This window comes from Desulfatiglans sp. (assembly GCA_012513605.1).
In the GTDB taxonomy this organism is placed as follows: Bacteria; Desulfobacterota; DSM-4660; order Desulfatiglandales; family HGW-15; genus JAAZBV01.
This window is the reverse complement of record JAAZBV010000115.1, coordinates 61,201-81,325: the sequence shown is the minus strand read 5'-3', so window position 1 is coordinate 81,325 and position 20,125 is coordinate 61,201. Positions and strand designations below refer to the sequence as shown.

Annotated in this window: 17 protein-coding genes; 1 reads left to right on the top strand and 16 read right to left on the bottom strand. The window is 42.9% G+C overall.

The genetic code is table 11. The annotated features are described in order from the left end of the window. Position 1: 1 nt before the first annotated feature. The 14 genes from flhB to GX654_15410 all read right to left on the bottom strand — a co-directional run bounded on the left by flhB (position 2) and on the right by GX654_15410 (position 15,670). A complete protein-coding gene (gene flhB / locus GX654_15475) occupies positions 2–1,075 on the bottom strand; it encodes a flagellar biosynthesis protein FlhB (GenBank protein ID NLD38262.1) in 1,074 nt (357 codons plus the stop codon). 7 nt (positions 1,076–1,082) lie between these two features. After that, positions 1,083–1,856, bottom strand: a complete 774-nt coding sequence (gene fliR, locus GX654_15470; protein ID NLD38261.1) for a flagellar type III secretion system protein FliR — start codon at positions 1,854–1,856, stop codon at positions 1,083–1,085. Between the two features lie 9 nt (positions 1,857–1,865). Beyond that, on the bottom strand, positions 1,866–2,135 hold the full coding sequence (gene fliQ / locus GX654_15465) for a flagellar biosynthesis protein FliQ (GenBank protein ID NLD38260.1): 270 nt from the start codon (positions 2,133–2,135) through the stop codon (positions 1,866–1,868). An 11-nt stretch (positions 2,136–2,146) separates the two neighbouring features. Beyond that, positions 2,147–2,914, bottom strand: coding sequence for a flagellar type III secretion system pore protein FliP (fliP, locus tag GX654_15460; GenBank protein ID NLD38259.1), 768 nt, complete (start codon positions 2,912–2,914; stop codon positions 2,147–2,149). After that, positions 2,901–3,284 (bottom strand): flagellar biosynthetic protein FliO, encoded by a 384-nt coding sequence (fliO, locus tag GX654_15455; GenBank protein NLD38258.1) that lies wholly within the window; start codon positions 3,282–3,284, stop codon positions 2,901–2,903. The genes fliP and fliO overlap by 14 nt, the downstream gene beginning before the upstream one ends. Before the next feature lie 30 nt (positions 3,285–3,314). Further along, entirely contained in the window at positions 3,315–3,632 is a 318-nt protein-coding gene (gene fliN, locus GX654_15450; protein ID NLD38257.1) for a flagellar motor switch protein FliN, read from the bottom strand. 27 nt (positions 3,633–3,659) lie between these two features. Continuing rightward, positions 3,660–4,655 carry a flagellar motor switch protein FliM gene (gene fliM, locus GX654_15445; protein ID NLD38256.1) on the bottom strand — a complete coding sequence of 332 codons (996 nt, stop codon included), beginning with the start codon at positions 4,653–4,655 and terminating at the stop codon, positions 3,660–3,662. Positions 4,656–4,692: 37 nt separating this feature from the next. Continuing rightward, entirely contained in the window at positions 4,693–5,205 is a 513-nt protein-coding gene (locus GX654_15440; GenBank protein NLD38255.1) for a flagellar basal body protein FliL, read from the bottom strand. Positions 5,206–5,231: 26 nt separating this feature from the next. Further along, positions 5,232–5,996 carry a motility protein A gene (locus GX654_15435; GenBank protein ID NLD38254.1) on the bottom strand — a complete coding sequence of 255 codons (765 nt, stop codon included), beginning with the start codon at positions 5,994–5,996 and terminating at the stop codon, positions 5,232–5,234. A 581-nt stretch (positions 5,997–6,577) separates the two neighbouring features. Further along, the gene (locus tag GX654_15430; GenBank protein NLD38253.1) at positions 6,578–8,008 is read right to left on the bottom strand and encodes a flagellar hook protein FlgE; all 1,431 of its coding nucleotides are present in this window, start codon (positions 8,006–8,008) and stop codon (positions 6,578–6,580) included. A gap of 60 nt (positions 8,009–8,068) precedes the next feature. Then, the gene (locus tag GX654_15425; protein ID NLD38252.1) at positions 8,069–8,743 is read right to left on the bottom strand and encodes a hypothetical protein; all 675 of its coding nucleotides are present in this window, start codon (positions 8,741–8,743) and stop codon (positions 8,069–8,071) included. Positions 8,744–8,763: 20 nt separating this feature from the next. Next, entirely contained in the window at positions 8,764–10,896 is a 2,133-nt protein-coding gene (locus GX654_15420) for a hypothetical protein (GenBank protein NLD38251.1), read from the bottom strand. A gap of 321 nt (positions 10,897–11,217) precedes the next feature. Beyond that, a complete protein-coding gene (locus tag GX654_15415; GenBank protein ID NLD38250.1) occupies positions 11,218–13,740 on the bottom strand; it encodes a TonB-dependent receptor in 2,523 nt (840 codons plus the stop codon). 883 nt (positions 13,741–14,623) lie between these two features. Further along, positions 14,624–15,670: an HlyC/CorC family transporter gene (locus GX654_15410; protein NLD38249.1), complete on the bottom strand. Its 1,047-nt coding sequence runs from the start codon at positions 15,668–15,670 to the stop codon at positions 14,624–14,626. A 153-nt stretch (positions 15,671–15,823) separates the two neighbouring features. Here GX654_15410 and hisF point away from each other — a divergent pair, with 153 nt between their 5' ends. Next, positions 15,824–16,594: an imidazole glycerol phosphate synthase subunit HisF gene (gene hisF / locus GX654_15405; protein NLD38248.1), complete on the top strand. Its 771-nt coding sequence runs from the start codon at positions 15,824–15,826 to the stop codon at positions 16,592–16,594. Positions 16,595–16,665: 71 nt separating this feature from the next. Here hisF and GX654_15400 read toward each other — a convergent pair whose 3' ends face one another. Beyond that, on the bottom strand, positions 16,666–19,308 hold the full coding sequence (locus tag GX654_15400) for a cation-translocating P-type ATPase (GenBank protein ID NLD38247.1): 2,643 nt from the start codon (positions 19,306–19,308) through the stop codon (positions 16,666–16,668). Between the two features lies 1 nt (position 19,309). Further along, positions 19,310–20,116 (bottom strand): DUF4124 domain-containing protein, encoded by an 807-nt coding sequence (locus GX654_15395; GenBank protein NLD38246.1) that lies wholly within the window; start codon positions 20,114–20,116, stop codon positions 19,310–19,312. Positions 20,117–20,125: the final 9 nt, after the last annotated feature.

Sequence of the window (20,125 nt, the reverse complement as noted above, 5' to 3'; positions counted from 1 at the left end):
TTTATCCTTTATAACCTCTTTTTTTTAATCCATATACATAGGCCAGGATCTCTGCTACTGCCTGGTAAAAATGCGAAGGAATCTCAGTTCCCAGCTCTAATTTATACAAGTTCTGTGCCAAGGGTTTGTTCTCGATTAGCGGTATATTGTGCTCTGCCGCTATTTCCCTGATCTTAAAGGCAATATTGTTTGCCCCCTTTGCAACGATTAAAGGTGCCTTCATTCCTTCAAGGGGTTTGTACTTGAGCGCAATAGAGAGATGGGTCGGGTTTGTGATGATAACATCTGCCTTTGGAACCTCCTCCATCATCCTCCTCCTTGCCATTTCCCTCTGGATAGACCTTATGCGCGATTTAACCATTGGGTCTCCTTCAGACTGCTTGAATTCGTCCTTTACCTCCTGTTTTGTCATCTTAAGATTCTGTGAGTATTCCCACTTCTGGTACATGAAATCTAGGATGGCAAGCACAAGGATAACGCAGCAGCATTTTACCATTATGTCAAAGGACAATTCTCCAAGTAAGTAAAATATCTGGGCATTTTCCTGGTATAAAAGGGGTATCATCCTGGGTAGATCATTTTTGAATGCAGAAAAGGCCACCCAACCGACTATTGCTATCTTGAGGATTGATTTAGCCAGCTCAACAAGAGATCTCTTTGAAAAGACCCTTCCAAATCCTTTTATCGGATCTATTTTTGACGCCTTTGGCGTCAAGGCTTCGACACTGAAAAGTATGCCTATCTGAGAGAGGTTTATCAGTATGGCAACAATCATAAGAATCAGGAGCAGCGGGGCAAGCAGGATGAGAAAGTCAACTATTATGTCTGAAACCATTTGAGGTGACAAGTCACCGGCTGCCATGACCTCGGGTATCATGGTAAAGCTTTTTCTAAGGTTGTTTCCAAGGGTCATTGTTATGGTTTTTGCATTAAAAAAAAGGTATATGGTGCCTGCGGTGAGGATGGCTATTGAGGATAGTTCGCGGCTTTTAGCTACCTCGCCTTTTTTACGTGCGTCATCCAGTTTTTTAGGTGTTGCCTGTTCGGTTTTATCCTGAAAACTCTGTTCTGCCATATTGCTCCTACATCAGGCCTAAGAGCCTTATCAGGCTCTTGCTCATACTCTCTTTAATGTTGAAAATAAGAGGGTAGATATTCATTAGTATTAAGCAGAAAAGGACAAAACCTATAGAGAGGTTAACCGGGAAACCTACCATGAGTATATTAACCTGAGGTACTGTTCGTGCGATAATGCCCAGGCACAGGTTTGATAAGAAAAGAGCAACAAGGATCGGCGCAGCTATCTTTATGCCTAATATAAACATGCTTGTTCCTGCCTTGATGAGTTCATTCGCTATGCCCGGTTTAAAGCTGATGCTGTTTACAGGAACAGAATAGAAGGAGTTTGCCATTACCCTTATAAACATATGATGACCATCCATGGAAAAGAATATCAGCAATGTGAATATATAGATAAACTGTGTAAGTACATTGCTCTGCGCCCCTGTCTGTGGGTCTATTGCGCTGGCCATTGAAAAGCCCATCTGGAAGCTCATAAACTGACCTGCCATTTCGGTTGCCGCAAGGAATATCCTGATGGTGGTGGCAAGTATAAGGCCCATGAGCATCTCTGAAGTAACCCCCAGGATTATACCAGGGGCTGTAACAGGCAGGTTCTGAGGCGCAGGTACAACCGGGGTCAGGACAATGGCAATGACAAATGAAAGCCCTGCCTTCCAAAGTGACGGGATATTTCTTGCCCCGAAGAGCGGCAGCAGGAAAAAGAGGGTTCCAACCCGGACGAGTATCCAGAAGAATCCCTCAAGCTGCTCAAATGTTTCAAGGGGTAAAAACATTTTTAGCCATTACCTGATAATAGATGGAATGCTCTGTATCAGGTTGCTTGTAAAGCCTGTGATCTTCTGTAATATCCATGGTGAAACTGCGAGCAGTGTTAGCAGTACGGCGACGATCTTGGGGACAAATGATAGGGTCATCTCCTGCACCTGGGTTGTTGCCTGTAAAATGGCAACCAGTAATCCGACAATAAGGCCTACGCCCAAAAGAGGAAGCGATAAAAGCAGTGCAAGCTTTATTGCCTCTGCGCCTAGATTTATTACATATTCAGGAGTCATTTATATTTTCCTCATAAAAAACTTTTAACCATTGACCCTACAAGGATGTTCCAGCCATCAATAAGGACAAAGAGCATGAGCTTGAAGGGGAGAGATACCATGAAGGGTGGCAGCATCATCATGCCCATTGATAAGAGCACACTGGCTACAACCATGTCTATGACAAGGAACGGGATATATATTACAAAGCCTATTTGAAATGCGGTCTTGAGTTCGCTTACCACAAAAGAAGATATGAGAACGACGGTTGGTATCTCATCATAATTAGCAGGTTTTTTAAGCTTTGCGATATCCATAAACAGAGCAAGGTCCTTTTTCCTTGTCTGCTTTAACATGAAGGCCCTTATTGGTTTAACCGCCTTTTCCATAGCATCTTTCTGGGAGATCTCTTCAGCAAGGTAGGGCTTGAGTGCTACATCATTGATCTCATTAAAAACAGGGGTCATGATAAAAAATGTCAGTAATAGCGCAAGCCCAATGATGATCTGATTTGGGGGCATCTGTTGTGTGCCTAATGCATGCCTTACAAGTGAAAGTACGATAGCAAGCCTTGTAAATGATGTCATCATAACAACAATAGCAGGGGCCAGTGTCAGGACTGTAAGCAGGAGGAGTACCTGCAATAATGTTGAGACCTGTTCTGGGTTATCTGCCTGCCCAAGACCTATTGTCAGGTTCGGAAGCGATGGGGCTTGAGCCATAGCATTAGATGCTAATAACAGAAGCCCCGTGCCCATTATGACAGCGATTAATATTGTTATTTTTTTATCTTTTTTCATCTTTTCTGCTGCTTTTTTCAGGTGATTTTCCGGTTATCCCTGCCCTTAAAAGAAATGAGGCAAACGCTCCTTCACCATTTGACTTTGTATTTTCACCTGTCTCTTCCGGTTTATCGTACTTTGATAAGATGGAGATGTTTTCAGCCCCTACACCAAGGAGGAGCCATTCATTACGGACTTCAACAATAGCAAGAGATCTTTTCGGCGCCAGGGAGAGTGTGCTGATGATCTTCATTGCAGGGTATTTTCTTAATGAGAGTGTGCCCCCTTTTAATCGTTTCAGTATGAGCATAAACAATATCAGCAGGATAAAGACAATAAGCATGGAGATTCCATGCTTGTATGATAGTATATTGATGTCAGGGTTCAAGATGTTTCTCCGTGTTTCATGGCCACATAATCAGGTAAGGCTCTTTACCCTCTCACCGGGGCTTATTATATTGGTCAGCCTGATGCCGAATTTTTCATTGACCACAACAACCTCGCCGTGTGCCATCAGTTTTTTGTTTACAAATATCTCAAGGGGCTCATCTGTAAGCCTGTTAAGCTCTACCACGGATCCCTGGCTCAGCTTTAGCAGTTCGCCGATCTTGATCTTTGCATTTCCCAGTTCAACCGAGATTTCCAGCGGGATATCCAGCAGAAAATCCATGTTTCTTCCGGCCCCGTTCTGTCCCAATCCTGGTTCAAGTTCTGTCAAATCCATTCCTCCTGGCATTATTGTCTCTCCTTCGTAAATATTGCTTTATACCTGTTCAACATAAGGCCTTTCCACCTTGAAGACCTTATTGTTTTTGTATCTGCCTGCAAAACCCTCAAACAGCTTTATATCCTCAACTTTACCTATCAATGGCTGTTTAAAGTGTTTATCAAGTATGAGGATATCCCCTTCTCTTAGGTTCAAAAAATCACCGACAGAGAGCTGGGTTTTACCAAGATCAATGTTCATGGTTACTTCAGTTCCCCTGAGCTGGTATTCGATACCCTCTATCCATGTCCTGTCTAGCTGGGTTGTCTCTGCCTCGTCTCTGTAATCACCCGCAAGCTTGTGCCTTATTGGCTGATACGATGCGTAAGGAAAACAGATGATTATGTTGCCCAGAACCTTTGTGAGTTCTACCTCATACTTTGTTGAAATCATGAGCTCCTCACCTGGAATAACATTTACTACAAGGGGGTTACTCTCTGATCTTAAAAATTCTGTCTTCAGAGGGTGCACATCCTCCCACGCCTCTGCGAGGTTATTGAGCGCCATATGCACAACCTTCTCGATGATCCTGTTTTCTATTACTGTGAATTCCCTGCCTTCAATCTTTGTTGCGCCGATGCCTTTTCCTCCGAAGTATGCCTCCACAAGGCTGAATACAAGCCTGCTTTCAACAACGATTATGCCGATGCCCCTTAAGGGCTCCATTTTGAAGAGGTGCATGCTGGTTGGCACAGGAAGTGACTTCTGAAAGTCGCTGTATTTTATTGTTTCAAGAGGGTCAGGCGTGATATCCAGCATTTTTCTTAATGAATTGGAGAGTGTTCCCCTCAGTTTCTGACTGAACTTGCTGTTCACAACCTCAAGAAGAGGCATATTGCCCCTTACATTAAGGCCTGCTATTGCCCAGTCAAATGAGTCTACATTGACATCATCACTGTTATCGGAAGAAAAGTCATTGATGCTGTCAATATCTCCTGCATCAAGCCCTTTTAAGAGGGAATCAACCTCATCCTGTGATAGTAGCTTATTCATATCCTAACCTATACTCCTGTAAAGCACATAATTCCCATTACTGGATAATAAAATCTGTCAGGAAGACATTCCTGATCTTCCCTGTTCTAAGGTATTGGTTTATCGTGGTCATTATCTCAGCCCTTAACTGGAACTTGCCATCAAGGGTGTTTATATCCTCGCTTGACTTTGAGCTTAATAACGTCAGTATTGAATCTCTTATCTGGGGAAGCCGTTTATTTATCTCCACTATTGTTTTCTCAGAATCAAGTTCCAGCTCCACCTTTGCCTTGAGATAGTTTTTACCGCGGTCACCGATAAGATTAACAATAAAGGTGTCCAGTGTAAGTATAGGCCCGATGAGCTCCTTATTTTGTTTTTCTGTATCTATAGCAGAGCCATCAGTGCCTTTTGAGAAGAGCCCGCTCTTCCAGACAAATACACCACCGCCGACAAGGCATAAAACCAGTATGATAATGATAATCATATTTATAGGGACCTTTTTTCGTTTTGGCGCCTCTTCGCTCTTTACTGCCTCATCTTCCCTTTCATCTCTTTCTTTTTCTGCCATTATTTTATCTCCATGTGGATTTCTTATTATTTAAAGCTCGTTTCACGCTTTTCAGGTGAGAGAAATGCATTCAGCTTTTGCTCCAGTAGTCTAGGGTTATCGCCCTTTGCTATGGACATGATCCCCTCCAGCATGATTCCCTTAATCGCTACCTCTTCTGCACTCTTTCCTCTCAGTTTGCCGGCGATGGGGAGACAGCAGATATTAGCCAGTAGTGAGCCATAAAATGTGGTCAAAAGGGCAACTGCCATCGCGGGTCCGATGCTGCTTGGGTCATCCATTGACTGGAGCATCTGTACAAGCCCTATAAGTGTACCCAGCATACCCATGGCAGGCCCGAATGTCCCCATTGTACTGAATATCTCGGCGCCAAGTTTGTGCCTGTCTTTGATGTTTTCGATTTCCGTGTCAAGGATATCTTTAATGGATGTAGGCTCCAGCCCGTCAACAGAAAGCTGAAGACCTTTTTTCATAAAGTCATCTGTGATATCATTCAGGGCGGTCTCAAGGGCCAGGATCCCCTCTCTTCTCGCTGTTCCTGCCAGGCTTACAAACTTGCTGATTAAATCCTTGGATGTGGCCGGTTTAACAAAAAAGGCATTTTTAACCACCTTCATTACCTTGAGGATATCAGGGAGCGGATAATTTATCATTGAACACCCGAAGGTGCCTCCGAAAACTATCATCACTGAGGGTAAATCAATAAACAGAAAGAGCGAACTCCCCATCATTATTGACCATATCACAAGAGTGAATGCAGTAATAATTCCTATTATGGTTGCTATATCCATATTCAGATCTCCAGATTAGCGAAAGAAATATTCTCACCGTACTGTAAAGCAACCTCTGTGCCACATCAGTTTTTAGGGGGGGTATATTTTAAGGACATAAGATGTGTGGTGTTAACATGCTGTATTAACTAAGGAATAATCTGTGATTACAAGGAAGGAGTAAATGGCTTTAAATCTGTTGCCTCTATTTTTGCTAAAGGGATTTAAAACATTTAAAGATAGATGTCAAAATAATGACATTGATTTAGAGGTTATTGGCCCCTTTATTCTGTCAAAATAATGACTTTAATTGTTGTGATAATGGTCTGTCAAAAAGCTGATATCCTTTTACTAAAGGAGTTACTGAGATTGGGTGAATGACTCCTGCCGTATGAAACAGGGTCTGTTTCACAGGGCAGAAGAGCATTACCCGCCTGGAGGCATAATTATTTCCGCCAGGGCCTTGGTTGTGGAGGCAACTTATTATGCCCTGGAGGAAATACTCCAATCTCTACTTTCACATTTTTTATAATGCCTTTTGGTGAAGTCGCCCCTGTCACCGGGCAGGCATTATTTATGCGCCCTTATATAACCCGAAAATATTACCTCTTCAGGTTGATAAGCTCTGAAAGCATGGTGTCGGTTGTTGTGATGATCTTTGAGTTTGCCTGGAAATTCCTCTGTGTTGTGATCATCTTAACAAACTCGGCCGCCATATCAACATTTGACTGCTCCAAAGAGTTTGGCGCAATACTGCCTAACCCGTTTGAACCGGGCAGGCTCGTTGTTGCTGAACCGCTTTCCCTTGTCTCCCTGTAAAGGTTACCGCCCATCTTGTGCAGACCCTGTACACTCTGGAACTTTGCAAGGGCTATCTTGTACAGAGGAAGCACCTGGCCGTTTGAGTATACACCTGTGATCAGGCCATCAACATCCACATCAACACCCTGCAGGTCGCCGGCGCCGTAACCGGTTGCAGACTGATAAATGGTGGTGGATGCGCTTGCATACTGTGTGGTGGAAAGTGAATCCGGTACAAATGAGGCGCCATTCCATCTGACCCCTATATCAAGGGCTATATCCTGTGATGTTACTGTGCCGCCAAGAAAGTCTGCCCCGAATTCATAGTACCCGTCGGCGTTGCAGTCTGCTGTTGTTAAATTTGTCCACACAGGACCTGTACCTGGATCTGTAAGCCTTGACATGGTAACATCTGTAATAGTACCACTCCCTTCATTAAATGTAATAGTGCCACGTGCAAGAAGGCCGGCTGACACTGACCCTGGCATATTTTCTCTCAGGTCTTCACCTGGAGGGCATGTTACAAGATATTCCCATTGAGGAGGGGTTGATCCATCTACCTTGTCATAATAGATAGTTATATCGTGGGTACTGCCAAGTGAGTCATATGCTTTTACAGTTGTCTGATACCCATAAGAGGAAGCCGCAATAGGCGGCGAATCGATTACACTACCATCCCATGCGTCTGATAAAAAGGGGTCCTCGTTGTTACTCACCTGGTCCTTGTCAAGGTTTGTAATAATGGAGACACTGTCGGTTGGCTGGGGCTGTGATGTAAATGATGTCATCGCTATATCCACTGCTGATCCCATGATATTTCCATTATCATCAACAGCCCATCCCTGCACCACATAGCCTTCAGGGTTTATCATCTGACCGTCATTGTTAAAGCGGAAATTACCAGCCCTTGTATAGAATAAGCTGTCTGAACCTGATTCCCTTATTACAAAAAAGCCATCGCCGCCTATTGCAAGGTCTGTTGTGTTGCCGGTAGTCTCAAAAGAGCCCTGCTCAAATGATGCATAGACATCAGCTATTGCTGTGCCCCTGCCTACCTGGGATGTCCCTGACCTTGTGAACATGCTCTGGCTTAAAAGGTCCTGAAACGTAAAACTGCTGCTTTTAAAACCAATGGTGTTTAGATTCGAGATGTTGTCACCAATGATCTGCATTGCATTGCCTAAATTTGTCAGACCGCTGATACCTGAAAAAAGTGCACTTGATAAAGCCATAATTGCCTCCTGTAATTATCTTAATTAATAATTTCTCCGGAACTGTTCCGGGATATTGATTTATATTTGCGTATCCTTGACCATGTTTACATTCATTATTTGAGACATGGATATAGGTGTTGAATTTACATATATTACCGGTTCTTTATCATTTAAGTTTATCCCTGTGACTACCCCCTTAATGGTTTTATCAACAGATACTAAATTATTATTGTTGTTAATGGCTGTTACCTCATAGATGAACTGGCCGGATTTATAGAGTTTTTTATTGTTGTCAAATCCATCCCATTCGAATTCGTTGTTACCGGGTTCAAGCACCCCAAGATCAATTTTCCTGATAGAGGCGCCGTTTTCATCAAATATTTGCACTGTGCAGTTCGCTGCCTCACCAAGATAAAACATGCCATTTGCCGCCTTCCCATTATCCAGGACAAGTGTGCTGCTGTCTGCCTGTACCTCTTTCCCTATCAGGTCAATTGACTGGTACCTGTTGCTGCTGTTCTGGATACCCTCAATAGATTCGAGATTACTGTTTATATTCAGCAACTGCTCAAGGGAGCTGTACTGTGCAAGCTGCGAACTCATTTGTGATATATCCATAGGGTTAAGAGGGTCCTGATTATTCATCTGGGCGATAAACATCTTGAGGAAGGAATCTCGCCCAAGCTTGTCCTCTGCCTTTGCTGTTGTGGTTTTTGTCTCGTAAGTTGGTAATGCGCTGATTCCTGTTAACATATTATCACCATTCCTTTATTCTATACATGAACATCAATCTGGTTGTTGCCTGTAAAACTTTTTGTTAAAGAGGCAGCCGCAGGTATCTCTGCTATGCTATCCTGTTTGAAATCATGACCCCGGCCAGAACCTTTATTCTCTTTTTCATGTGCCCATGTGCTGTTATCTTTTCTCTCTCCATTATCAGGGCTGACCATTACATTGAACTTATCTATAGTTAACCCCTGGTTGTTTAACTGCTGCTTGAGCTGGTTAAGGTTAGCCTCTATGATCTCCTTTACAGCGGTACTTTCTGCGCTCAGGTTTGCCTGCACATGGCCGTTTTTTATTGTGAGATCAATATCCAGCCTGCCAAGTTCAGGTGGTGTTATCTGAAGTCTGCTCTGGTATTCCCCTGCCCTGAACATGAATATCATTTTTTCAACTATCTTTGGGAGCGGCTGGGGTATATAGGTTCCTGTATCTGCCTGGCCTGTCTTAGCAATATTCCTGATGCTGTTTGCATTGAGCATGTTGATAGAGGCCTGATCATTAGATTCCTTTATAGTAAAACTGCCCTTATCCTTTGCTGAAAGGGTAGCTTTAAAGGTTGTCTCTGAGTGTGTGCCGCCTTCAAATGATTTTCTGTTAAATTCTGTGCCCGATCCTTTTTCGGCTGTCTTGAGCAGTTCTGTAAAGTTAAGTTTCAGGTTTCCCTGGGTGTCTGAAGAAGTGAAGGAATTATTCTTTGATGCGCCTGGTATCCTGTCATTTAAAAGGGCAGACCTGAGATTATCATTCTGATTAAGGTCTGTGTTTTTAGAACCCGCTCTTAATGATTCAAGTATGTTTTTTACATCCCTGTCCGTGACTCCCCTGCTCTTTAAGAAGGAGGTGATATTTTGGCCGGAATTTTCCCCAAACATGCCTGATATGACCTTTTTATCTTCAGCCATTGTACTGATGGTGTTTCGTGCCCCAGTTATTGAGTCCTTTACCTGCTGTTGATTGACTGCTAATCCTGTAATAGCGGAATTGAGCTTTTGAACAACAGAATCAATCTTTTCTTCAGAAATGCCTGCTTCTTTGAGTGTGGCAAAGATATCCTGTTTTGCATTGTTTTCTTTTGTGCCTGATATGTTCTTGTTAGCGTTTGCAGTTATATTATTTGCCTGCTGATCAATGCTGAATCGCATGATTGCCGAATCCAGCCTTGTCATTACTGAGCTGATTTTATCTTCGGAAATGCCTTTTTCTTTGAGGAGTTCATCTATATTTTGTTTCAGCTCCCTCTGTATTACATTTAACCTGTTTTCTTTTGAATAGGCTGATAAATTATCCAATGCGGTTTTTTCATCAGGTTTACTGAACATGCGTTTTGTCACAGAGATGCTGTTTTCTGAAAGGAGAGATATAATGCCTGATTCAGTAACAGGGTTTGTCAGTAACCTGTTAAGCTCCAGGGTGAGTTTACCTGTCTCAATTTCACCCTTGCCATTCGTACTCTTTTCAAGCACCTTTTTTACATCATCTGCGCCAAGACCCAGTTTGAATAGGACTTCACCTGTGGCTGGAACAGAAGATGGCTCTATAAAGGATGACTCTTTTTGACCGTTGCTTGCATGTTCATTTTTAATCCCGGAAAGAAAGCCTTCGAAATTTTTAATATCAATGCCCTGTTCATTCAGGAAAGCTGAAAAACCCTGCTTAAAGGATACTAAGTTTATAACCCCTGTATTTTCATTTGTAATGGCTGTAAGCCCCTTGAACAGCCTGCCAAGCTCTATCAGGCCATTTTGATTTTTTGATGCGGAGATAGCCTGGTTTATGTCTCTGAATGAAAACCCCTGTTTTTCAAGATAGGCTATCAACTGGTTCTGCAGGGCCGCAGGGAGGATCATTTCATCAGGATTTAAATTTTTATTTTTAAGATTCTCAGTTGCAGATTTTATGACCGGTTTGCCTGATATTAAACCACTTTTGTTGATAGTCTCTCCGCTGTTGTCTGAGTATAGCGCTGAAAAGAGATTCTTCCCGCCTGCATTTTTGCCTATGTTCTCCAGCATGGATGCGAATAGATCGTTCTTGCCTGCACCACCGGTTTTCATGCCATCCATATTACCAAATGATCCAGGGCCGGGAAGTTTATTTATCTCAAAAAAGTTGTTCATCATGCATCCTTGTATACAGCAATATTTTATTCATGCACTGCTATAAAGCAATGGCTGTGCCAAAAGAGATGTGATGGAAAAATGCAGTATAATCAATGTGATACAGTGATAGTGGAAAATGGGAGCCATTGTTTAAAGGTAAAAAATTACCAACAGGATAAAAGAGTAGGTAAATTTTTCCCTGTGAAGGACAGTTTTTTATGCAAAAAGAAAAGGCGGTTAAAAGGTATAACCTTTTAACCGCCTTGATACTTCAGGATCTAAGAAGTTACTAAAATCTTTTAGAGCAGGAAGCCCTAATTAGCCCTTCTAAGACTCCCTATGTTAGAAATCAAATGAAAGTGTAACACCATAGGTCCTGGGTGAAATATAAGTACCCGATGCATAACCCGTGTTAGGCTGTCCCCCATACTGGGCAAAATATTGAGCCATATCTGTCCAGTAAAGACTTGCCAAATGTTCACTTCCAAATACATTATTGCACCAGAACCTTGCATTCCATCTCGTGCCTTCAGGCACCCAGCGGCTTGAGCTGTATGTAACTGAAGCATCCATTGTCCAATAGTCAGATGTAGTTGGCATAGTATACTGGTTGTCCCTAAATTTAAGCATTATCTGATCCAGTGCCTTGCCATTATAATAGGCAGTCGTATTAAAGGTAAGCATATCCATACCGATAAATTCAGTGTGGGAGTAGCCTACATTAAAACGATAGGGGGCGCTGCCGAACCTCTCGCCATCAAGATCGTTATACAGCTCTGGATCTAACCTTGCGTTATCAGCGCCAGGGTACGTTGCCAATATAGCATTGCTAATATTATAATCCTTATACTCATTTTTTGAGTATGAACCATTAAATGAGAATGTATCTTTTGCTGTTAAGAGATACATTATGTTTAAATTAGCGCCCATCTGCTCTGCCCCGCCGGGTGATACAGCAATAGAGGCTGCATCTCGCTGGTCAACATAATCCCATCTGCTAACATTGTTGTCAGGGTAGATACCTTGATAAGTTTCATTTGTTTCATCGGAGTCAATATCATAGCAGATACCATTCGTGCTTCTTGCTGGAATCATCGGCCCCTCCGGATCGTCTATATTTGGTACCATCGGCGCAGGTCCGTCAGCCGGATAGGCACAGTAGACAGCGGTTGTCCATTTGGTGTAGTTTTTATAATCATAATAGTATGCAGTGCCATTGACCTGTAACTTGTTGTCAAGGAACCGGGATTTAAAACCTACCTCATATGAATCCATGAACTCTGGCGGGCTCACCTTGCCGCCGTAATTAAAATTCCCGGTCTTGTAACCCTTTGAGTACTGTACATAGGTCATTGAATTATCAGTTACAAACCAGTTCAGGTTTATTTTATATACGTTTTCATCCCAATCTACTTTTCGATAAGGGACATCAACCTCAGGAGTGACTATATAATCTCCATTATACTCCTTTTCATCCATAGCACGGCGATAGCCAACTGAGAGGTTCAATTTGTCATAGAGCTCATATGCTGCCTGGGCATAAAGGCCGTATGATTTAGTCTTGATGTTAACCCAGTAATTGGCTCCCAGATCATTAACTTCATCTGTTTCATCATCCTGAGCCATAGCGCCCACAACCCACTCATATTTGTCTCCCTTGGTTATGGTCTCCTTTGAAAGCAGGCGCACTTCCAGAGAATCAGTCTTTCCCTTTGAGATTGAATGTGAATAAAGATAAGGTTCGCGAGTATATAAGCCAACATCTGTAATTAAGCCGGGGGTTGGCTGTGTCAAGTCAGGCGCAAATGGAGAAAGCATTGCATAGCCATACATGTATGCCAGCTCCTCCTCCATGTCACGATGCCCATAAAGCGCTACTCCATATGCAAAGGGGAGTTCTCTTTCCCACTGTGCCATGTAACCGTATGAATCGTTAAAAACCCCGCCATTCCTCAAGGCATCATTCTTGTACCACCTGGTTTTATATGGAAGTTCCAAAACAGTTGTATAGTCTGTTGTCCAGGGAGAAACAGGCACTATCCTGACTCCACCGTAAGTTGCAAAGTAAGAACCGCTGTTACCGTAACCATTTGAGTCAGATTTTCCCATGTCAAATGTCATGGTGATTGTATCTTTATCAGTAGGTTCCCATGTCATTGATAAGCGTCCGCTTCTGGCTTCACTTGAACCGTCGCCAGCATCACTGTAGCCGCCTTTTCTTATCCAGCGCCCTGAAAGACGAAAAGCCAATTTATCCATGACAGGAATGTTTATGGCAGCCTCTGATCTGCGGAGGTCATAATTACCCTCTTCAAAGGTGAAATTACCACCAAATTCGCCAATAATAGGCTTCTGGGTCAGCATATTCATGCTTCCTGCGGTTGATCCACGGCCATAAAGGGTGCCCTGGGGTCCTTTAAGCACTTCAACCCTCTGGAGATCATAGAACATATTGTCAAAACCATTTGCTCTGGTAAGCTGAATACCATCAATGTGAATAGCGGTTGTTGTTTCATGAATAGGGTTCCATAATGTATCTGCTGCGCCGCCAACGCCACGGATACTAACCATTACCTGGTTACCTGTCTGTGTGGCGGTATCAAGATCAGGAATCACCTTCTTAAGGTCATATATGGAATACACGCCCGAACGGTCCATCTCTTCAGGCCTGAGTACAGTGATGTCAATAGGCACCTTCTGTAATTCCGCCTCTCTTTTTTCTGCTGTTACAGTAATCTCTTCCAGCATAAACTCCTCGTCTTCTGCTGCAAAGATTGGAGTTGCAGTGCTGAAGATAAACAATGCCAACAGCATGAAGCAACTAAATTGCCAGTTTTTACAACGTAAACCAATTCTACTGCTCATTTAAATCCTCCAAAAAAATTAATAGTAAAAAAGGTGAAAATTCTATTTTCAAAAGTCCCCTGAAAATAATGCCTTCACCTGAAAGGCCTATCTTTTGTAAAAAAGAACCCGCTAGTTTGCCAAAAACTTGGCCCACCTCTCCCATTACGCCAGTAAAATCCTAAAGAAAATACTGATCGCCTGTTGTTACAATTGGAAAGCAATGATTTGCTGAAAACTGGTAGTCACAGAAAAATCTCAACTACGTCCTGGAGAGAAAATCCGTAAAACTTAAAACCGTAAATCTGTAAATCATAGCTTATAAATATATGCCAAAGACCCTACATATTATTTCAAGCGTTGAATTAATCTAAATCGAATAAAAATTAAAATCAAGGCTTTTTTTAAAATGATCAAAATATGCATGAAATATTTTGATAATAATTAATTTGGCTATTGGTTTGCCATATCTTGATTCAAATTTGTTGAAAGTCTGTTTTTTAGGAAAGGCCGGACTGCCCGGAGGAATTCTGGGAGGAATTCATTGAGGCAAGTCCGGCCTTGTAGGGTCTTAGACTTTCGTCTAAGCTTTGGCATCTGTGATGTTAAAGAAATTTGCTGGTTGTGTCAATAACAAAAAGGTAAAAAAATGTAATTAAATTGTTAAAAAAATGTAAAAAATAACCAATAAGGTCATATAAATAATAAAAAATGCTTGAATAGAGCAAAAATTAAATGTGTTATAGATAAATACATGCCTGGATAGCAGATATCATATATGAAAATGGTTTATTTCAACGATCTATTCGGCAACAAAACAGGTCATGCAGAGTTTTTTTAACCATAAAGCGGCATTCAAAACGATAATATCAGGAGGTATGGCCTTCTCAGATATTTTTTAAGGCTATTTTTCCAGTAGTTTATATTTAGTCTGTCTTGCCTTCCATCTGTCGCGGGCAAATTTCTGCATATCACTGAACACATCCTTTTCATCTATTATCTCGAGGCCCAGGAGTGTTTCAATAATATCCTCCATTGTTACAATGCCTTCAATCCCTCCATACTCATCAACGATTAATGACAACTGCTCTTTTTTCTGTAAAAGCGTCTCCCATACCCCGAACAGGTTTTTGGTATCAGGTATGATTACTATCTCACGTTTGATATCCTTAAGCCTTAAGTCATGGCTGCCTTCAGCAAGTTTTTCAAACACCTGCTCCCTGAATACATAACCGGAAATGTTTTCAATATGCCCTGAATATACAGGTATCCTGGAAAATTTCAGGTAATCTTTTTGCATCAGAAATTCTTCCAGAGATAAATTTTCATCAGCAGTCACAAGCACCACCCTTGGGGTCATGATATTGGTTACCTTCACATTCTTGAGCTTGAGTATATTCTGTATTATTTTATGTTCCCTCTCATGGACAATACCCTCTTCAACCCCTATGCCTGAAAGGGCGGAGATCTCTTCCCTGCTGGTTGTTCTCTCGGGGCTGCTTTTTGAAAATACCTTTGTGATAAATAGAGACATATATACAAGCGGATAGGTAATTATGATCATGAAACTGATCATCTGTGACGAAACCATAGCAAGCTCGCGCCAGAATCGTGCGCCAATAGACTTGGGGATGATCTCCGTAAAAATGAGAATCATTATGGTCATTGTTGCAGAGATAATCCCGAAATAGGCTTCACCGAAGACCTTTATCGACTGTGCGCCCACACCTGCTGCCCCTATTGTGTGGGCGATAGTATTCAAAGAGAGGATGGCAGACAATGGTCTATCAATGTTTTCCTTTAACCCTGATAACCTTACAGCCCATGATTTTCCCTGCTCTTTTTGGGAAATCAGGAATGACTGAGGTGTAGAAAGCAGGACTGCCTCCATTATTGAACAAAGGAATGAAACAAATAATGCCATTAACAAGAATAAAAATAGTAATATCATATTTTCCTGTTACAAAAAATTAATAATTTATAAGTAAAGGTGTTTAATATTGATCTGGGTTTTGTTAATACCAAAAGCAGCGGTTGAAGGCAAGAGGCTTTACATCATATATATTTTAGTGTATGCCGGGTATAAGACGAAAGGAGAAGGTTTATGGGAAAGAGTGTGAAAATCATGCCCTGTCTGGATATGCAGAACGGGCGCGTTGTAAAGGGAGTTCATTTTGTTGATATAAAGGATGCCGGTGACCCTGTTGAATGCGCACGCGCCTATTGTGCATCCGGCGCTGATGAGCTGGGGATGCTTGATATCACCGCCACTGTTGAGGGAAGGATGACCATGCTTGAGGTTGTAAAACGTGTCGCAAAGGTCACAACAGTGCCATTTACCGTGGGTGGGGGCATATCAGATGTGAAATCAGCCGGTCTAGTGCTTGAGGCAGGGGCAAGTAAGGTATCTGTCAGCAGCGCCGCCTTCAGAAGGCCTGAAGTTATCAGCGAGATGATAAGGTCATTCGGGCCTGAAAAGATAACCGTGGCCATTGATGTTGATAAGAATCCTGTAATGCCGTCAGGATACGAGGTATATATTGATGGGGGGCGTACAGCGACCGGCGCTGATGCGGTTGAATGGGCAAAACGTGTTGACGGTTATGGCGTACCGGTAATTCTGCCTACAAGCAAGGCAGGCGATGGTGTGAGGACCGGTTATGATCTTCCGGTGATCAGGCTTATAAAAGGTGCGGTATCAGCAGAGGTTGTTGCATCAGGCGGGGCAGGGGAGTTAAAGCATTTTTACGAGGCCACAGAGGCAGGTGCAACAATACTTCTTGCGGCCTCTGTATTCCACTTCGGGATAATAGGGATAAAAGAGCTTAAAGAATATCTCCACAAAAAGGGCGTCTCTGTGAAGTTGAAAATATAGGTAAAGGCAAATAAGCCACTGAAAGATAGTTTCTTATGATGGTACTGCCTTTTATGTGGGCAGTACCTGTTTTATTTTTTCCAAAAAAATAGTTTTGATATTTCCCTGAATATTAGTGGTATAAGACCCGCCACGATTATTACCATCCATGCAAACATATCCGGTGTAGTAAGTTTAAAGGCAGATTTAAGGGGCGGAACAGTCAGGATGGCTACCTGAAGCATGATGGCGATTGCTATTGCCCCGATTAGATACCTGTTGGACAGGATGCCTGTTGTGAAGATGGTTTTCCGGTTATGCCAGAAAGACAATGAGAAAAACAACTGGCTGAAAATAATGGATAGAAATGCCACTGTCCTTGCATATTCCAGCACATAGGATGGTGCAGAGTGATCAAAGGGGCTGTACCCGTGAATATAGTATCCATACCAGAATGTGATAACAGTGATAATTCCTATGGCAAGCCCTCCTGATATCACGTTAAAGCCGGCCCTGCCTGAAAAGAAACCCTCATCAGGGCTTCTTGGCTTTTCCTTCATTACATCAGGATCAGAGGGGTCCATACCAAGGGCAACGGCGGGAAGCGAGTCAGTAAGAAGATTAATCCAGAGTATCTGGGTGGCAAGAAGTGGCGCCTCCCACCCTGCTGTTACGGCCACAAACATGGCTGTAACTTCACCGAGGTTGCTGGAGAGAAGAAATATTATTGATTTTTTTATGTTGTTATAGATATTGCGGCCCTGTTCAACTGCCTTTACTATGGTCGCAAAATTGTCATCAGTAAGGATCATGTCTGAGGCATTTTTGGCTACATCTGTGCCTGTGATGCCCATAGCCACACCGATATCAGCGGCCTTGAGAGATGGGGCATCATTCACGCCATCTCCTGTCATGGAGACGATCTTCCCTTTTGCCTTGAGTGCATGTACTATCTTTACCTTGTGTTCAGGGGAAACCCTTGCAAAGACACGATAGTCCAGTATCTTTTCCTTTAACTTTATGTCACCCGCATCATCGATCTCACTGCCTGTTATTACCTGATCATGGTGATTCGCAATGCCAAGGGATTCTGCTATGGCAAATGCCGTGTTTTTGTGATCACCAGTAATCATTACGGTTGTGATGCCCGCTTCAGCCGCCTGTTTTACAGAATCCCTGACCTCGTTTCTGGGTGGATCGATCATGCCGATAATCCCTGTAAGGACAAGCTCCCTTTCCATATCCAAGGGCGGAATCACTGAGTCTACCTCTCTGTAAGCGGCGCCAAGGGTGCGCAATGCCTCATTGGACATACTCTCCATTGTCTGCCTGAACCTGTTTTTATGCCCTTCTGTCATCGGTACCGATCTTCCGTCAACAATCACACTGGTGCAGAGGTCTAAAAGGTTATCTATCGCCCCCTTTGTGTTAACCACAAGCCTCCCCTCATTTTTAGTAAGGGTTGACATGAGCTTTCGGTCAGAATCAAATGCATACTCTGATATACGTGGATTTGATGAGTTCAAATATTTTCTGTCAATGCCGAGTTTATCCCCAAATTGCAGTAGCGCAGTCTCGGTCGGGTCGCCTGTGCCTTTGCCATCTTCATACGTTGCATCACTGCAAAGGATCATGACCTCTGCCAGCCTTTTTGCATCACTGCCGGCTGGTTGCATATCTTCATCAACAGTGACCGCATCACTATCAAGTGTGAAATATTTTACCACGGTCATCCTGTTCTGTGTGAGTGTGCCTGTTTTATCCGAACAGATAATATTTACCGAGCCTAATGTCTCAACAGCAGGCAGGCGCCTGATGATGGCGTTTCTTTTTGACATGCCCGTAACGCCTATGGAGAGCACTACAGCTACAATAGCCGCTAGCCCTTCAGGGATTGCAGCTACTGCAAGTGAGACGGATACAAGGAACATCTCAACAAGATCACGGCCCTGAAAAAGGGAAACTGCAAAGATAAAAAGGCATATACCTATTGCGGACTTTCCAAGGGTCTTTCCAAGTCGGCTCAGCCTTATCTCAAGTGGTGTCTTGTTTTCCTCTTCACCTTCAATAAGACCGGCGATTTTACCGACCTCCGTATTCATCCCTGTAGCTGTAACAACACCTTCACCACGTCCGGATGTGACTATCGATGACATGTAGGCCATGTTCTCACGATCACCAACAGGGGTTTTAGGGGCAAGAACCATGCGTGCCTCTTTTTCAGATGCCATTGACTCGCCTGTCAGAACAGACTCTTCTATGTGTATGGCAGCAGTATTAACGAGGCGGATATCCGCAGAGACAAACCTCCCTGCATCAAGGATAAGGATATCACCGGGCACAACCAGTTCCGAATCTATCTCCATGATCTTATTATCCCTTTTTACAAGGGATCTTGGTGAGGACATTCTCTTTAATGCCTCTATGGCATTGCCTGCCTTTATCTCCTGAAATACACCCAGCGCTGCATTAAGGATGATAACTGCCATGATAATTATTGAATCTACATATTCACCAAGGATAAGGGTGATTATTACCGCGGCAAAAAGTATATATATAAGCCAGTCATTCAGCTGGGCCAAAAAGAGCTGGAGTATCCCCTTTTTCTTTTGGGCTGTAAGCCTGTTATAACCGTATTTGCTGAGCCTGGCCTTTGCCTCATCACCGGTAAGACCTTTTTCCGGGTTCGCATTCAGTTCATTCAATATTTCTTCAACAGATTTTGTGTGTGGCATTTTAATCTTTTGTATACCCCCTGTATTCATTTAGGATATACTCTGATGGCACCGCAAAACCAATACCTGATACGGGAACCCCGTCATTTGAAAGCAGTTTCCAGCTCACAGCCCCTAGAACTCTACCATCTTTATCTATAAGTGGGCCTCCGCTGTTTCCGGGGTTAACAGGGGCGGAAAATTGAACAGCCATTATCTCTGAAGGCATCTGCCTTCTAACGCCTGTAAAAAGGCCGTCTGTTATTGTTGACTGAAGGCCGACGGAACTTCCGACCGCGTAAACCCTGTCACCGGCTTCCATTGTAAACGGGTCTCTGAATTTTAAATAGGGCACCTTTTGATGTGTTGTTACCAGGATCAGGGCCAGATCATATCTGTTACTCTTTGAGATTACGCCTATAGGAAACTCTTCCTGGTTGTTAAGTATAGCAGTATGTATCCCGTTTGCCTCGATGACATGTTTGCATGTAATGGCATATCCATCCGGGGATATGAAAAATCCTGTCCCTGTGTTCTTGCTGCCCTTTATGGTAAATGTACTCTTGATAGTGTTTCTAATGGGGTTCTTTTCATCTGCATCAGGCCTTTCTGCTGATATCTTTACAGCACTACCACCAGGTTCTTCATTATTTTTTGCAAGGATAATATCACGGCTGGAGTCAGGGTCATCAGGTGTCCGGTCTGAAAAATGCACCACCCCATCCTTATCGACCCATTTATATGTCTCACTCGCATTAATGCAGATTAAGCCTGTAATAAGTAATATACCAATGGCCTGGATTATTATCCTTTTAATAGCATAAATCATGGTTGATAG

Bases quoted from the DNA above. Each gene is read 5' to 3' on its own strand.
- GX654_15415 (NLD38250.1), bottom strand. From the start codon at position 13,740: ATGAGCAGTAGAATTGGTTTACGTTGTAAAAACTGGCAATTTAGTTGC.
- GX654_15420 (NLD38251.1), bottom strand. From the start codon at position 10,896: ATGATGAACAACTTTTTTGAGATAAATAAACTTCCCGGCCCTGGATCA.
- fliP (NLD38259.1), bottom strand. From the start codon at position 2,914: ATGAAAAAAGATAAAAAAATAACAATATTAATCGCTGTCATAATGGGC.
- GX654_15395 (NLD38246.1), bottom strand. From the start codon at position 20,116: ATGATTTATGCTATTAAAAGGATAATAATCCAGGCCATTGGTATATTA.
- flhB (NLD38262.1), bottom strand. From the start codon at position 1,075: ATGGCAGAACAGAGTTTTCAGGATAAAACCGAACAGGCAACACCTAAA.
- fliN (NLD38257.1), bottom strand. From the start codon at position 3,632: ATGCCAGGAGGAATGGATTTGACAGAACTTGAACCAGGATTGGGACAG.
- GX654_15435 (NLD38254.1), bottom strand. From the start codon at position 5,996: ATGGATATAGCAACCATAATAGGAATTATTACTGCATTCACTCTTGTG.
- GX654_15440 (NLD38255.1), bottom strand. From the start codon at position 5,205: ATGGCAGAAAAAGAAAGAGATGAAAGGGAAGATGAGGCAGTAAAGAGC.
- fliQ (NLD38260.1), bottom strand. From the start codon at position 2,135: ATGACTCCTGAATATGTAATAAATCTAGGCGCAGAGGCAATAAAGCTT.
- GX654_15410 (NLD38249.1), bottom strand. From the start codon at position 15,670: ATGATATTACTATTTTTATTCTTGTTAATGGCATTATTTGTTTCATTC.
- fliR (NLD38261.1), bottom strand. From the start codon at position 1,856: ATGTTTTTACCCCTTGAAACATTTGAGCAGCTTGAGGGATTCTTCTGG.
- fliM (NLD38256.1), bottom strand. From the start codon at position 4,655: ATGAATAAGCTACTATCACAGGATGAGGTTGATTCCCTCTTAAAAGGG.
- GX654_15425 (NLD38252.1), bottom strand. From the start codon at position 8,743: ATGTTAACAGGAATCAGCGCATTACCAACTTACGAGACAAAAACCACA.
- hisF (NLD38248.1), top strand. From the start codon at position 15,824: ATGGGAAAGAGTGTGAAAATCATGCCCTGTCTGGATATGCAGAACGGG.
- GX654_15400 (NLD38247.1), bottom strand. From the start codon at position 19,308: ATGCCACACACAAAATCTGTTGAAGAAATATTGAATGAACTGAATGCG.
- GX654_15430 (NLD38253.1), bottom strand. From the start codon at position 8,008: ATGGCTTTATCAAGTGCACTTTTTTCAGGTATCAGCGGTCTGACAAAT.